Origin of the sequence: Rhodococcus sp. 14-2496-1d (assembly GCF_002259365.1) — a bacterium.
Classification (GTDB): domain Bacteria; phylum Actinomycetota; class Actinomycetes; order Mycobacteriales; family Mycobacteriaceae; genus Rhodococcoides.
The window spans coordinates 80,336-95,651 of record NZ_NPFV01000032.1; the positions used below are offsets into that span (position 1 = coordinate 80,336).

Here is a 15,316-nt window from a genome sequence, read left to right on the forward strand (position 1 = left end):
ATCGAACGATCAGCGACGTCGTGCGCCGACTGTCAGTTCCGTTGCGCCATAGCTGTTGTCATCGGGATTGACGGTGACGCCTGGGGCGACCAGCTCATCGATTCTGTCCAAAACCTCGGTCGACAGGGTGACCTCGGCGGCGGGCAACTGCGACACAAGCTGCTCCATCGTGCGCGGGCCGATGATCGCCGACGTGACGCCAGGATGATTGATCACGAAAGCGATCGCCAGTTCGATGACGCTGATCCCCGCTTCCTCGGCAACCGTCGCGAGCGCGTCCACGATGTCGAGCTTCTGTTGGTTGGCCGCACTCGACATGTCGAAGCGCGGACTCGGCCGAGCCGCCGAGGTAGGCACCGGTGGCGCATCCTTGCGCCACTTACCGGACAGCCATCCGCCGGCGAGCGGGCTGTAGGTCAGCGTTCCCATTCCGTGGCGGAGTGTGGTGGGCAGAACGTCTTGTTCGATGCCGCGCACAAGGATCGAGTACGGAGGCTGCTCGGTGACGAATCGCGCGAGATTGGCGTCACGAGAAGCGAATTGCGCTTCGACGATCTGGCTCGGTGCATACGACGAGGAACCGATGTAGCGAATCTTGCCTTGGCGCACCAGATCGGTGAGAGCGCCGAGCGTTTCTTCGACGTCCATCACTGCACTGGGACGGTGGACTTGGTAGAGGTCGATGTAGTCCGTTCCGAGTCGCCGGAGAGAGTTTTCGACTTCCTGGACAATCCATTTGCGCGATCCGCCGCTGCGGTTCGGGCCCTTGCCCATCGGCATGAAGAACTTCGTTGCGAGAACGACGTCGTCGCGCCGGCCCTTCAGCGCTTTGCCGACTATTTCTTCGGATCCTCCGTCGGAGTAGACATCTGCCGAATCGACGAAGTTGATGCCTGCGTCCAACGCGTGATGGATGACTCGGATCGAATCGTCCACATCTTTGTTTCCCCACTCACCGAACATCATTGTGCCGAGGCACAGCGGGCTGACTTCCACACCGGTCCGACCCAAGAGACGGTAATCCATGTTTCTCTCCATCTGTCCAGTTCAGGAATTGACGAAATGAACGCTAGGGGCGATTCGCTGCGGATGGGAGGCCCTGTCGGTACCCCCGGCGCGTTAGGGCGGATCGCGAAAGCTCTCGGCGTGCGAAGGGGGCACTGCCATTACCTGGATGACCAGACACTCCCATGAGCACCGATCGACACGTTCAATGGATATCGACCGGCGCGACGATAAGTAACTCTTCGACTCATACCGCCTCGGAACAGACATTTCGAAAGGGAACCACCGCTATGCGAGCAACGTTCATGTACGGCGCAGGAGACGTGCGCGTCGAAACCGTTCCAGACCCTACGCTCCAGTCGAGCACCGACGCCCTGGTCCGCGTAGTACGCGCATGCGTCTGCGGCTCCGACCTGCACCCGTACCACAACATGGAAGCGTCGCCGCAGGGCACACCGATGGGTCACGAATTCGTCGGCGTCGTCGAGGACATCGGCAAGGACGTCGCCACCCTGAAGAAGGGTGACTTCGTCATCGCACCGTTCGCATGGTCGGACGGTACTTGTCAGTTCTGCCGCGAGGGACTCCAGACGTCGTGCGAGCACGGTGGATTCTGGGCCGCAGGCGGCATCGGCGGCGGACAGGCCGAGGCAGTTCGCGTTCCGTTCGCCGACGGCACACTCGTCAAGGCTCCAGTAGGCGAAGATTCCGCCCTTCTCGCGTCACTGCTGACCCTGTCCGACGTCTTCGGCACCGGCTACCACGCCGCCGTCAAAGCAAAGGTGACTGCAGACACCACGGTGACCGTCATCGGGGACGGCGCGGTCGGCCTGTCCGCAGTTCTGTCCGCCAAGCGCCTCGGTGCGCAGCAAATCATCCTCATGGGACGCCACAAGGCACGGACCGATCTCGGCATCGAATTCGGCGCCACCGACGTCGTCGCCGAGCGAGGAGACGAGGGCATAGCCAAAGTCCTCGACCTCACCGGCGGCACCGGGACGCATACCGTACTCGAAGCCGTGGGCCACATGCCCGCATACGAGCAGGCTGTGCGCGTCGTTCGGCCCGGCGGCGTCATCAGCCGTGTCGGCGTCCCTCAATACGAGGATGCAGGGGTCGGCTTCGGCAGCCTGTTCGGACCCAACATCACGTTGACCGGCGGACCGGCACCCGTTCGGGCCTACATCGAAGAACTACTCCCCGACGTACTGGACGGAAAGATCGAGCCCGGCAAGGTATTCGACCGAACGGTCTCACTCGACGACACCGCCGAGGGATACCGCGCCATGGACAACCGCGAGGCCCTCAAGGTGCTCGTCCGTCCGTGAAGGAGTCGAACTTTGTAGTGCAGCTTTGCCGTGCGTGGTGGGGGTCGTGAAGGAGCACGGCCCCCACCACCGGCGGGGCGACAGCGCAGGACCAGAGCCCGGACGCGCGACCGCTCTACTTTTTGCAGCGGTGATCGTGCTGTTGGCTCTACTGAATTATCTGGATTCACAAGGGATCTGAGAGGTGTGGACACAATGACCGAGTGGAAATCCGCCGAACTGGACGCAGTCGGAAGAGCAGGCGAACTGCGCATAGCCGGCCGCCGCAAGGACGGCACGCTGCGCAAGCTGATCATCATCTGGGCCGTCCGCGTGAACGATTCGCTCTACGTCCGGTCGGTGAACGGCCCCGACGCGGCATGGTTCCGGGGTACGCAGAGTGCAGGTGAAGGACGAATCGAGTCGGGCGGCGTCACCAAGGATGTCATGTTTGTGCGTGACGACTCGGTGGACGAGGAAATCGACGCGGCCTACCGGCGCAAATACGGATCGGGCTCAGCGGTGCGGGCGATCACCAGCGACCTCGCCATCAGCACGACGTTGCGCGTGGATCCGAAATGACGGTCGACGTCGAAGCTGAACTGTTGAGCGCATATCGGTCGATGTACCAGGGCATTGCCGAAAGCGACACCGATCTGCTCGACGATCTCCTGGGCCGACGACTACACGCTGACCCACATGACCGGGTACACCCAGTCGAACGGAATGCCGTCGGCCCACTCGGAACAATCCACAGGCCAAGGATTTGTCCAGTTGTGTCTCATGGCTGGCGAGCCCACCGCTCTTCTTACATAACCGGTCAGGAGATCCTGGTCGACGACAGTTGCGACCAATTGTTATCGACGTACGTGCCACATCCCTTCTTGAGAGGTGCCTGAGCAGCCCGTTCCGGACCTCCGCGTTGAACGGGATTGAGGGGGAGATCGTCGATATCGACCCGTCAACCTTTCAGGCAGTTGGCGATCCGGCCAGCCCGACATATCCGAAACGGATTCGCCTGAACATGTTCTGCCAGCAACGTCTAAGTCGGGTGGCGGTCAAATAACTGCAGCACCGACGCCACCGCTCCCGCATCTGCGCCGGCGCTCTACTTCGCCTACGTGGGTACGAGCCATTCGGTTCGGGGACCCCTCCGAAGAGGACGCACGGCCAGGTACCCGTCCGCAGCGCTTGGGATGTGCAAGTGGCGATCGATGATGTCGTCGCAAGGGCGCGGGTGAACTCGACTGAATCATTTGACTGTGACGACGCGGCGCGAAACCGTCACCGAGTGTTACGCATCGCCTCGACACCGGCGTCGGTGCAGAACCCGTCCATCCGTGTTTTCAGACAGAGAAGTCCGAGTAGGTGGCGGGCGTCGTCGACCACTGCCAGGCGTCGAACGCGATGTCGAACCATATGTTGGTGGACGACTGCGATCGGAGCGTGAGCGTTGATTGTGCGACCCTGAAGAGTGCCGAAGGTTGCGGCGTGGCGGTTCGGCTCATCGGCATCTTGGAGGTCCGGTCTGCTCACGGTGTTGGCGAGCCGATCGCTGGCGACGAGCAGAAGCAGATGATGTTTCGGGCTCGCAGCGAAGACTGCGCGGGCCCCGGCGACTGTGAGGTCGAGCGGGTGACAATTGGGACGGCTCAGCATGTGGTCCCGCACAGCGCCGGTGAGACCCGGGGGCGACGCCCCTGTGGCTGGTTCCAGTCCTGCCACCTCGTCAGAACACTCTTGTCGGTGGCCTCCGGACATACATCTCTCCTTCGGAGATCTCGGGCACCCAACCCGCTGGCTGCGTCGGCACAGCGGCGCTGATGTGGTTCTTGATCGCATCGAGGGTTGCTACGCCCGCTCGAATAGATACTATGTCAGTGTCCATAATATACGTGATTTGCGCTGCTAGTTCGGGTTGCAGGGCGGGCCCGTCACGACTCCACGCTTCCTGCGAGGGGGAGTGTGTTCGCATAGGTTCCGTCTGCGCTGCGATCCTGGTCAAAGTCGCTGAGCGAAATCAGCGAGTGTCCTCGGCCGTCACGCAAATGGGCGAGGCTCATGACCACGAGCTGCCACGCTCCTGCGAATTCGGCAGTTACCGCACCGTCAAGAAATGTTGACGTGAGGCCCGCCCGATATCTGATCTTCACGTCAGGCCAGATAGCGTCCATGACTCTTGGCGTCGTGGAGCAGATCGAGAGTGTGCTTGCAGCAAACGTTCCATGCCGTCTTCGCGCGACGTACCAGTGATTCCAACGAACGGCCCTCAGTCGGTGAAATATACCTCGGCAATTTTCCGTATTTTGTTCAGACGCTTCGATATTGCGCTGTGGTTTGAATATCCGAGTACCGACGCGATGTCTTGCTGTCGGGTCCAACCGCTGTTCAGCAGAAATACGATCTGCCGTTCCTTCGGGTCGAGCAGCGCCATGAAGTCGCTCGTAACCAGTCGACCATGAACGTCGGTGTCCGGGCCCTGGATGGGAATTGTGTCGGTCATTTCGACGAACCGGACCTTCACTTTGACTCGCTTGTTGCGCAGCTTGCGTTCGAAATCTTCTCGCGCGAATGACCATCGATCTGAGAAGTCGTCTTCGACCCGGTTCGACTTCACAGCGTCCAGAATTCCACGAAGGCGACCCGCGGAGTCTGCTTCTTCGACGGCCATCTGCAGGATGTCTGCTGCGTCTTCCTCGCCGCGCCATAGATCCCCTCCCATACGAGGGTTGCCGACGGTCGCTTCCAGAATCGATCCGTCCTGCAGGACCGCTGGCTGCGGTTCGACTCCTTTGTCGACTTCCGGGAAGTCGCCGAGGAGTTGTTCGATTGTGGAAGTAACTGCTGGAAGCCAAAAGTCGAGATTGTGGGCAAGCAGTCGCAGTGGCTCGTTCCGTGAGAAGGCACTGAGTCCGGATCCGGAGTTCAGGAGTGGCCACACCTGCCACGCCCATGCCTTGGAGAGTTGATCGGCGAATCCTGCGGGCAGGTGACGGTCTGCGTTCGCCCAGTCGGCGAGGAACGGCCACTGACCCGCCCTGACAAGTGGTAGCCCGAATCGTTCCAGGGTTGTTTTGGGGAGCAGATGCATTAGTGGGGCGTACTCGAAGTAGCGCGAGCTTGTTCGGGGGACGACGATGATGTTCCGGTCCCCGAGGTCTGCGAGCTGCCCGAGCTTTCCTGGTAGCTCGTTCTCCGAGTCGAAGTGGCGGCGGCGAAATTGGGCGGATTCCCACGCCATGTTCCATCTACCGACTGCCCCCGCCATCTCCAACGATCGATGATTCATTCGGATCGCGACGTAGTCTGCAGGCTCGGGAGTGTGTGGGCGTAGTACGGCGTCGAACATAAACCCTGCCGACATGTTGGTCATCCGAGGATACTGATCTGCGGTTGCGTCCTCGGGGGAGATGAACAGCCCGTCGCGCTGCCACTGCCTGATTTCGGACGCAGTTGGCTCGGGCTCGTCGGCTGTAGTTGGGTGCACCGTATTGGCTTTCGTCTGTGTCATACCTTCTCCACGACAGAACGGTCTGGATTTGTTCCGTGCGGGCATGATTTTCTCGACGGTACAAGACGCGGGCTCCACTACTGCGCCGTCAAGATGTCTTGATGGAGGTGTACCTGCAACGAGATGTGGTCGTAATCGGTGTCGGTGTCAGATGGTCCAATAGCGCATGACTATGAACGCTCGCCGTGCTGTTCTCGCTCGCCTAGGCAGTGGGGGTGCCTCGCGGTTCGGCCGTCCGTATCTAGTCAGCACCCTCCGCGAGGAAGTCGGATGCTCGGAGACCGAAGTGTGGGAAGCGCTTTGGGGCCTGGTCGGCGAGGGGTTGGTCTACCTAGACACCGCCGGACAGGGGTCGGGTACCGACAACTGGCAGTGGCGGTTGTCGTCGGATGGCCGGCGGATTGCTAACGGTGGCTCGTGGGAACCGCGTGACCCGGAGGGCTACTTGGATCGGGTTCGAAGACAGATCCCCGATTTAGATGGACTCGTTGAGCTGTACCTGACCGAGGCCCTGCAGTCGTTCAACGGGCGATGCTACTTGGCTACCTCTGTCATGCTGGGCGTCGCCGCCGAGCGCGCTTTTCTTGTAATGGCAGCGTGCTACGCCGCCTCCAGTGTTCCCGGTGCGCGAGCCATGACAAAGGAGTTGGCACGGCCGCGTGGCAACTACTTCGCTCTGTGGACTGAGTTCAGGAAGCGCATCGAGCCTATCCGCCAGGATCTACCCAACGGGCTGGCTGACTCTCTCACCCTTGATGCTATCGCTGACCTCATTCGTCTGACCCGAAATGAGGTCGGTCATCCGACCGGTCGCCAGATCGACGAAGACACCGCCCGAGTTCACCTGACGATCGCCCCTACATACCTGCGAAAGATGCGCGCGCTCACCGCGCACTTCGCCGAGAAGCCAGCGGAGGTCGAAGCGTGACTCAACTGCCAATTGCGGTCCAAGTCGGATCCGAACCTCCCGAACAGTGGGAAGACTTGGAGGAGAGACAGCGTCGGAATAGCGGTGATCCGGGACGGCATCTGAGTGAGAAGCAACGGCCGTCCGTAGCCAGTCCTGACCTCGACTGGCCCGCAATGGGCTTGGAGCCTCGGTGGGTGGGATTCGACACCGCAGATTGCTCAGCTGCGTTGCAACCAAGCATCTTCTCCGGGCAGGGGGCTGATGAGTTCAGCCGTTTCCGTCGGGGTGCTGAGGGGCGGGGTGAAGTAGCACTGGTGATAAGCCCCATCGGGGAACCTCAGGACGGATCTCGCAACACGCACCACATATTCGGCCCGCCCGTCGACTCGGTCTTGATCGGGCGGACCCAAACGAGCGTGGCCGGTCAGTGGATCGGACAGGGTGCACGAATTCGGGTTGTCGACAACGTCGGTGACGCAGACAGAGAACTTGCTCTTCGCGTGTTGAATTGCAACCCGACGCCCACGTGGCGCAGCCTGACTTTGATTGGATCAACGCTGGAGTCGATTCACGGCAAAGAACAGCATGCTCCAGAAGGAACACTGCTGCCGATACTGGAAACTGAACTCGGCGAACCAGTCGTCGCCGTCTGGCTCTCTCCCGATGGTGTCGAGCGACGCTACATCGTTCCGATCGAAGTCCCCTGGAAATTGCTGCTTTCGTGGCTACTCGAGCAAGCGATGCCGGAGTTCGTCCCGGACACGTTACGCAGAGCGCGGCGCGTGATGGCTTTCGACGAGAATTTGATGACCCGCAGTGAACGCGATGCCCGCAGCGCACTGACCGCGCTTGACGCGGATTATGCTGCGCGACGCCGCCAGCTGGAGCACCAACTCGAAGTTGCGGAGTCTGCCGCCGCGGCAACCCGTGAGGGTCTGATGTACGGAACCGGCCAGCAACTCGTCGACGCCGTGACGTCAGTCTTCGAGTACGCAGACATCGACGTCACCAACCTCGATGACGAGCTCGGAGGCACCAAGAATGCCGATCTGCTTTGCGCCCACGGAGGTACCTCACGGCTAGTTGAGGTCAAGTCAGCGACCGGAAGTGCTCCCGAACGCGCCTACCAAGATTTGGTCCGGCATATGAGGGAATGGACAACCTTGCCCGGCGCTACTCCGATCGACGGAGGAGCGCTTGTCATTAGCCACGACCTTCGCACCATTCCGCATAAGCGGAATCCGACTCCGTATACCAGGCCGGAGTTCCTATCCGCGCAGGCCGAGCCGGTGATTTCAGCGCTCGACCTGTTCTCAGCCTGGCGCGACGAGGACGTTGAAACAATCCATCGGCTGCTATTCGGCAGTGTCGCGGTAGCGGCTAGCGCGCTGCAGCGAGACGTTCCAGCGGATGTCGGCATGGACGCTGCCGTACCCAGCTCCGCCCGAAAACGTTGGTTTCGGAGGTAGGAACCATGACGCGGCAGCCCGGACCATCCTATTGACGCTTACTTGCAGAAGTTCTCGGGCTCGGGCGCGAAGTCGAGCTGCGTTATGCGCCGGCCGCCGAAGCATCGAACCCGACGAACTGGACTACCATTCAAGGTCGTTCGACCTCAAGTAACGTGGATTGACAAGCATCCCAGGGCCGTAGTTGTCGCACCGTATCCCGAAACGGGCGGAGATGGATCGGGGAGCTGCAGACTCTCGACGAACATGACGGGCAGGCATTTAACTGGAATGGCATTTCTAGGAAAGACTAAGCGGGCGGACCAGCAGTTTTCCTCGCCGGAGGAGCTTTACCTGAGCGGCACTCTGCCGCGCACCACGGCCGCCGTCGACTCTCTTTGGCTTCATCAAGGCGACGTCATCCGCGCCTACGCCGAGGACCATCAAAACACCCCTGATCTCGCGTTGGAGCTTCCGACTGGAACCGGCAAGACGCTGCCCGGCCTGCTCACTGGGGAATGGGTGCGACGCATGGCCGAAGGCCCCGTTATCTATGCCACGCCGACCAAACAGCTCGCACGGCAGGTGGCGGCTACAGCGGAGCGCGAGGGTATCCCTGGAGCGCTTCTGATCGGAGGCGTTAAGCACTGGGACCCAGCGGATCGAGCCTCGGTTGAGGGGGGCGAGGCAATTGGGATCACCACCTACAGCGCAATTTTCAATAGCAGGCCGAAACTTCCCGAGCCCCGGCTATTGCTTTTCGACGATGCCCACGCTGGCGAGCAGTTCGTCGGCAACGAGTACGGCATCAGCATCCGTCGTCACGACGACGAAGACGCCTATCTCCAGGTCCTTGAGGCGCTGAAGCCCTTCGTGTCCGGACTCTTGCTTCAGCGCCTGACAGGCAACCCCGATCCTGGCGCTCACCACCAAGTGCGATTGATCATTCCCGCGGTAAACGAGGCAGCCTTGACTAGCCTCGACGCCGCCTTGGCCCGTCTTCCCAATCCTCACTCGTACAAGCTCGCCATGATCCGCTCGGGCCTGCCAGCCTGCTGTGTCTACTTGTCGTACGGCGGAATCCAGATCCGGCCCATGATCCCGCCAACCTACGAAAACCATGTCTTCGCCCGTGCGAAGCAACGCATATACCTGTCGGCAACTCTCGGGTCGGGCGGAGAACTGGAACGAGCCTTCGGCCGCCGGGAAATTATCCGAATGCCACTCCCTACTAAGACGCCACCGCGGTCGGGTCGGAGACTGTTTATCTTCCCGGACCTGGTCAAGGGTGGGGATGCTGCTGGATTGACCAAGCAGATCATCGGGCTCACCGACAAGGCGCTCGTTCTGAGCCAAGAAACCGTCGCAAAGACTGAGAGTGCAGCCAAGGCATTGGCTGGGCCTGGCGTCCCGGTGATGGGGCGGGACGACTTGGAGGAACAAGGGTTGGAGTCTTTCGCGAAGGCTTCGGTCGGTCTGCTCAGCCTGGCCAATCGATATGACGGCCTAGACCTGCCCGGTAACGCTTGCCGGATCGTCGTTCTCGGTGGCAAGCCGGATGCAGTAGGGCTGCAAGAGAGATTCCTGAGCGAGCGGGCTGAAGCCCACGCGGCTCTTGCGGAGCGACTACGAACCCGAATCGTGCAGGGTGCCGGCCGGTGCACCCGCGGTCCCAACGACTACGCAGTGGTTGTCGTGCTCGGTTCGGACATCATGAGGTACTTCTCTCGTCCCGAAAACCTCAAAGCGCTTGAGCCGGAGTTGCAGGCCGAGGTCGAGTTCGGTTGGCAGAACAGTAAGGGTGCCGATCCCGACGCAGTAGTCGAGAATGTGTCGACGTTCCTTGAACACGGTGCCGATTGGCGTGCGCAAGGCGAGCCCATGGTGGCCGAATTTCGCAGGGACGCCGTAAAGGTCGAGGCTCCAGGAACCGACGCTCTCGGCAATGCCGCGGCGCTAGAGGTCGAGGCCTGGCAGCTGGCCTTCGGTGGCGACTGGACTGGTGCCAGTATGAAGTTGCAGGAAGCAGTACCGCATGTCGGCCCTGCCGCAACCCGCGGCTATAGAGGCTTGCTGCTGTACATCGCGGGTGTGTGGCTGCATCTGGGAGCCCGAGACGAGACCCAGCGCTCACGGGCCCGGAAGCTTATTCGTGACGCTGCTCTCGCGGCGAATCGTGGTGCTTGGCTCAATGAGATGCCTGAGCTACCGGGCGCAGAGGAGGTTCCATCCGTCTCGGAAGACGTCGTGGCTGTGAACGAGGTGGTCGCCCGCCTGCGTGGACAGCTCGGACCGAAGCGGATCAACACAGACATGACAGAGATGCAGGAGGCGCTCGACCAGGATGAGGCGAAGAGGTACGAGCGTGGTCTGACGACTCTGGGTTCCTTCCTCGGAGCCGACGCTTCCAAGCCGAAGGGGCAGGGGCGCTGTGACTCAGCTTGGTTGTGGGGCACCGCTATGTGGATGACCATTGAAGCGAAATCAGAGCCCCACGATGATGGGCTGCTCCCACTCAAAGATGTTCGTCAGACCAACACGCAGCTCGACCAGCTGGCTGCGGACCGAGGAATGAGTCACCCGCCAGCGGGCAGCCCAGCGATTATCGTCTCCGACAAGCTTTCGGTGGATCCGCAGCATGCATCGGCGGCGAACCCTAACGTCTATCTGGCTTCGACCCGGGTTGTTCGGGAGGTTGCAAGCGACGCAGCCATGGTCTGGGCTGACCTGCTTGCTACCGCTGTCGGACTTACCTCTGAGTCGGCCCAAAAGCAGCATGTCCGCTCGGTCATGACTGAGAATGGCTGCCTTCCAAGCCAGGTGATCGATCGGCTCACACAGAACAGGATCAGACCCGAAGAATGATGGGGCGTTGAATCTCGTGCCCTTGGTCGTCTGAAGGTGCTACCCGAGCAACCCGCCAGACCTTCTCGTCGGTACTCATAGCCGAGGTCAACGCACGCTTGTCCCTTGATTCAAACGAGTTTTCGCAGTGGAAATAACATGTTTAGGTGGGGTAATGACGTGTGAGAATGAAGGTGGCACTGCCCGGTTGCACCGCTTATTGTCCAGTCATGTCGGGTTTCTGAAACGATCCTGTTGGTTGTTCGATCAGGGTCACGAAGACGAGGCTTTGCGAATTGCGACAACGCTGCGAGTCTTGTTCCACGACACTGGCCAATCAACGTCGCTATTGACTCACCTCGGGTGGAAGTCGAGCGCGGTGATGCTCGGAACGCCGCGGGAGTACGAGGGAGACGGCTGGTGGCGCGATTTTTTCGGGGTGCGTATTGAACTGGCGAATCCGGAACCTGTTCGGGCGATCGCAGCATGCGGGACCACCCAGTACACCGCTCAGCCGGTGAACCGGTGGTGGGATGGAGACGTGCTCTTCAACCATGAAAGCGGCAGCTGCACGCGTAAATCGGTGGTGACGGCGATAGCCAACAGGGACGGTGGCGCTCACGTAGACCTGCGTCTGCAGCAGTTCTACAAGCAGTTGATAGCCCACAGTGATGGTCTTGGTATAGATGCGTCCGGAATCGAGTGGGCAGGACGGGCACCGTTCGACACAACGATCACTCAGTACGCGCGCAATGCCCACCTCGTGTTGATGCGAGTGTTTGCCCACGAAGTGCTGTCGACATCGCAATATTACGGCTGGCCGGTCGCGGATCGACCGATCATTCCCTGGGTGGCGTATCCCAAATCAGGTTCTGAGGCGATAGCATCGGCAGCCCCGTCCTCTGAGTAGACCCAGCCTGGCAGGCTTGACCGGACCCGACGGCGTCGATCGTCACCTGGTCTCTGAATGATGGGGCTTCGTCTCGTTTGGATGCGCTTCGTCGATCCCATCGACATGCTGCAACTTGACCCAGGGAGCAGGCAGACTCAAGGGCGTGGACTCGCGAAAATATCTAGGCAAGTGGTGGTTGGCGTCCGACGTGGGGCGGACAATGCAAATTGGTGGAGTTCTCACCGTCGAATCGAACGGCCGGGTACTGCTAGACCTTGCAGGCGACTTAATTCCGACACAGGTAACCCGCGGTGCGCAACAGCCCACTCATCCGTCACTGATCCACGGTGCGGCAAGCGGGCAGCAGATAACCCTCATTGCTTGCTGTGAGGCTGGCGGTACAACCGCAATCGGCCAAGAGACCACTACCAACCAGCTGATTCGCGCTCAAGCGGCAGTGATAGGGACGCTTCTGCGCGACGCGGACGACCAGGTTTTCGCAGGTGTTCGAGTTCGTCTGTCGCACTTGAACAAATGGGCGAACATGACCGGCATCAGCGTCCAGACTAGCCACGCCGATAAGGACGGCGAAAGGAACGGGCCCATGTACGTGGGCTTATTGAATCCGGTAAGGGAGCACTACTGCCGACTCGAAGCGAGAGGCATCGGTGTCTCACTCAAATGGCGACAAGAGATGTCATTAGGCAATCGCTCGACAGCGTGGACGCGCGAGCTTCATGCGACGGAGACTATCGAGTTCTGCGTCGAGTCGGACATCCCTCGCGCCTGGCACGAATACAGCGAGATCTACGGCGGTATACAAGACCTGGTCACTCTCGCTACCCAATCGGCGTGCGAAGTCGGCGACAAACATCTTGAGATAGCCACTGACGGATTCCCCATGAGTACAGCAGACCTGCACTACCGCACGACCCAGAGTTCGGCGAAGGATGACGCGGCGTCTGTCGACACCCTCTTCACACTTGACAATATCGAGCCCTTCGCCGAGTCGTTCGTTGAGTGGATGTCGCTCCGCGAGAAGCTAGGGACGTCTCTGGCGGTCCTGTTCGGCCTGGATTACATGCCAGTGGGGTACCTCGACGATCAACTGTTCAATGTCGCTGCCGCAGCGGAGGGCATGCACGCAGCCCTGCGCCCAGACGCCAGTGCGCTTAACGGTGTGGTGCACAACAATATCGAGAAATTGATCAAATCTGCTGTGCAGCAGAGTGATCAGGATGCCGTGGTTGCAGACTGGGTGAGCGACGCCGTGGGCTCTAACCGCCCTGGATTCAGCCAACGTTGTCGCGAACTTTCCGAGATTCCGGACCCGGAGGCCGTGAAGTATTTGCTCGGCGACGTGACTCAATGGGCTCGATGGCTTCGAGATGCCCGCAATTCGGTCGGTCACGCTACGGGGCAATTGGGCAACAAGATGCCCGATCATGCGCTCCATCCGCTATTTACCGTGACCAAGGGACTACTACACCTCGTTCTTATGTCCAGATTGGGCCTCGGGCCAGACGTCCGCCGTGCGTAGAACATGGGGCCACTCTGCCGGACAATTCAAAGACGCGGTGGCCGCCGTTTCAGGTCCATGAGGGAGTGGACTTGGAACTCTGACTATAAGCCAATTTCGGTCACAGCGTTCCCGACCAGCGGCGCGTGTTCTCGGCGGTAAACCTCGACGGAGTCGAGGCTGGCGTGACCGGTCTGCCGTGCGATAGCAGAGCCGTCGGCACCGTTGCGGGTGCCTTGGGTGACGAAGCCGGCGCGGAGCGAGTGCCCGCCGAGTTTGCCAAGCGCGGTGGGGTCGTAGCCTGCGTGTTCGGCGCGGCGGCGGATGGTCTGATGGATTGCTGCCCCGGACAGTGCCATGGCTCCGAGATTGCCGTTCTTTGCAATTGCCCTCAGTACCGGTGACCGGGCGGCGGTTCGGGGCACTCCCCCGCGACACACGTGCGCGTCGAACGGTTCCGGCCTGCGGAGTAGCCGAATGACCGCGGGCCTGCCACCGGCGTCGAACGCGGCCACGACCTGGATCCAACGGACGTACGCGCACGGCGGGCAAGTCTCGTGAGAGTCGGTGTACGGCAGCGCCTTGACCGCTCCCCTGCCCTCTTGGTCTGTCTTCGACTTCCGCAGTCGTATGTGCAAGCCGTCGCGCCGGTGCACAGTGACGTCTCCACAGACCATCTCCGACAACTCGCTACGTCGGTAGGCACCGGCGAAGCCGATCAAGAGGATGGCGGAGTCACGGCGTTCGAGAACTTCGTCCGCCCAGCCCCGACATCGCTTCCGCGCCGTCGAGACAAGGAGTTTGATGTCTTCGACCATCAGCGGATCTCGTGGGGTGCGGGGGCGGTCCCCCGCGGCGGCGTACTCGCGTCGTAACCCCGACAGGGTTGCGGTGACGAGTTCGTGCGCTGACGGGGACAGGTGGCCGGTGGTGCGGTGTTGATGATTGATCGCCGCGATCCAGGTGCCGAAGGTGGCGACGGCGTATGCCCGCTCCCCTGTTTCGGTGCGGGTGTCGGCTGCATCGACGAGGTAGGCGGCGACAGTGATCGGGTGTGCTGGAAGCGTCACGTGACCATTCGTCTCGCACCAGCTTGTGAAGCGTCTCCACGCGGCCGCATAGGTCTTGCGCGTACCCGCGGAGCGCGAGGACTGCACCGCGCTTGCGATGCGTTTCGCGACAGCAGTCGGGATCTCCGGCTCGACAGCGACCGACCCTACGCTCTCAGGGATGCCCACCGCGGGTGTTCGGGCTGGTCGGAAGTCCATAGGAGCAGCCTAACGCAGGTCGCCGACATGTCTGCAGTGAAAAATTGTGCTGAACTGGCGTTTTGGGGTTGACGGTGCGGAAAATGCAATTTACATGGCCAAGATCTACAAATCTAGGGGCGACTGTGGCTGAGGCCAAAGTCCGCCAAATTGTCCACGTCCGTGAGAGGCCGCACTAAAACGTCAGCCATCTGACCTGGGCGTACCTCAATCGATGTCAGTGATAGGCCGCAGTGGATGTCAGTGGGTATCGCCATAGACGCAGCTTGAGCTGCGGAGACGATGGTTCCATGGAGAGTTTGTCTGTTTTGCCGGGCGGCTCGGGGACCTGACTCGCTACCGGCCCCGGACTCGGTAGCGCCTCAGGCAGGAAGCGAGTCGTCGCAGGAGGCACCCGAAGCTGAACGTGGCGCGCCTCGATCTAGCTGCGGGTTTTCCGGTTATACACAGGTTATGGTGTGACACGCGCTATTCGTGCGCCCAACAGCAGGTCCGGATTTCAACCAAGGCGCTTCTCGCCTGTGGCTGGGCCGCAACGACCCATCAACGACATGCCCGGCTACATGAACGCTAATGTCCCACTCCTCCGATAGGCTCGGGCCGTTGGGCGGG

General features: G+C 60.9%; 11 protein-coding genes. 7 read left to right on the forward strand and 4 right to left on the reverse strand.

Annotated features, from left to right (window positions below):
* Positions 1-9: 9 nt before the first annotated feature.
* Positions 10-1,026, reverse strand: a complete 1,017-nt coding sequence (locus CH296_RS26820; RefSeq protein WP_094686051.1) for an aldo/keto reductase — start codon at positions 1,024-1,026, stop codon at positions 10-12.
* A 269-nt stretch (positions 1,027-1,295) separates the two neighbouring features.
* Between CH296_RS26820 and CH296_RS26825 the strand changes: the two genes are divergently transcribed.
* A complete protein-coding gene (locus tag CH296_RS26825; RefSeq protein WP_094686052.1) occupies positions 1,296-2,333 on the forward strand; it encodes an alcohol dehydrogenase catalytic domain-containing protein in 1,038 nt (345 codons plus the stop codon).
* 195 nt (positions 2,334-2,528) lie between these two features.
* Positions 2,529-2,894, forward strand: coding sequence for a DUF2255 family protein (locus CH296_RS26830; RefSeq protein WP_094686126.1), 366 nt, complete (start codon positions 2,529-2,531; stop codon positions 2,892-2,894).
* A 702-nt stretch (positions 2,895-3,596) separates the two neighbouring features.
* Here CH296_RS26830 and CH296_RS29945 read toward each other — a convergent pair.
* Both CH296_RS29945 and CH296_RS26850 read right to left on the reverse strand, forming a co-directional pair.
* Positions 3,597-4,154, reverse strand: coding sequence for a CBS domain-containing protein (locus tag CH296_RS29945; protein WP_143546423.1), 558 nt, complete (start codon positions 4,152-4,154; stop codon positions 3,597-3,599).
* A 427-nt stretch (positions 4,155-4,581) separates the two neighbouring features.
* Positions 4,582-5,823, reverse strand: coding sequence for a sigma-70 family RNA polymerase sigma factor (locus CH296_RS26850; RefSeq protein WP_094686056.1), 1,242 nt, complete (start codon positions 5,821-5,823; stop codon positions 4,582-4,584).
* 286 nt (positions 5,824-6,109) lie between these two features.
* Here CH296_RS26850 and CH296_RS26855 point away from each other — a divergent pair, with 286 nt between their 5' ends.
* The 5 genes from CH296_RS26855 (at position 6,110) to CH296_RS26875 (ending at position 13,457) form a co-directional block, all read left to right on the forward strand.
* Positions 6,110-6,751 (forward strand): hypothetical protein, encoded by a 642-nt coding sequence (locus tag CH296_RS26855; protein ID WP_143546424.1) that lies wholly within the window; start codon positions 6,110-6,112, stop codon positions 6,749-6,751.
* A 398-nt stretch (positions 6,752-7,149) separates the two neighbouring features.
* A complete protein-coding gene (locus tag CH296_RS26860; RefSeq protein ID WP_143546425.1) occupies positions 7,150-8,202 on the forward strand; it encodes a hypothetical protein in 1,053 nt (350 codons plus the stop codon).
* A 246-nt stretch (positions 8,203-8,448) separates the two neighbouring features.
* On the forward strand, positions 8,449-11,046 hold the full coding sequence (locus tag CH296_RS26865; RefSeq protein ID WP_143546426.1) for a DEAD/DEAH box helicase: 2,598 nt from the start codon (positions 8,449-8,451) through the stop codon (positions 11,044-11,046).
* 238 nt (positions 11,047-11,284) lie between these two features.
* Entirely contained in the window at positions 11,285-11,935 is a 651-nt protein-coding gene (locus CH296_RS26870) for a hypothetical protein (protein ID WP_256980583.1), read from the forward strand.
* Between the two features lie 145 nt (positions 11,936-12,080).
* Positions 12,081-13,457: a HEPN domain-containing protein gene (locus CH296_RS26875; protein WP_143546427.1), complete on the forward strand. Its 1,377-nt coding sequence runs from the start codon at positions 12,081-12,083 to the stop codon at positions 13,455-13,457.
* 83 nt (positions 13,458-13,540) lie between these two features.
* Here the strand turns inward: CH296_RS26875 and CH296_RS26880 are convergent, their stop codons facing one another.
* Complete coding sequence (locus CH296_RS26880; RefSeq protein ID WP_094686062.1) at positions 13,541-14,704, reverse strand: tyrosine-type recombinase/integrase; 1,164 nt, start codon at positions 14,702-14,704, stop codon at positions 13,541-13,543.
* Positions 14,705-15,316: the final 612 nt, after the last annotated feature.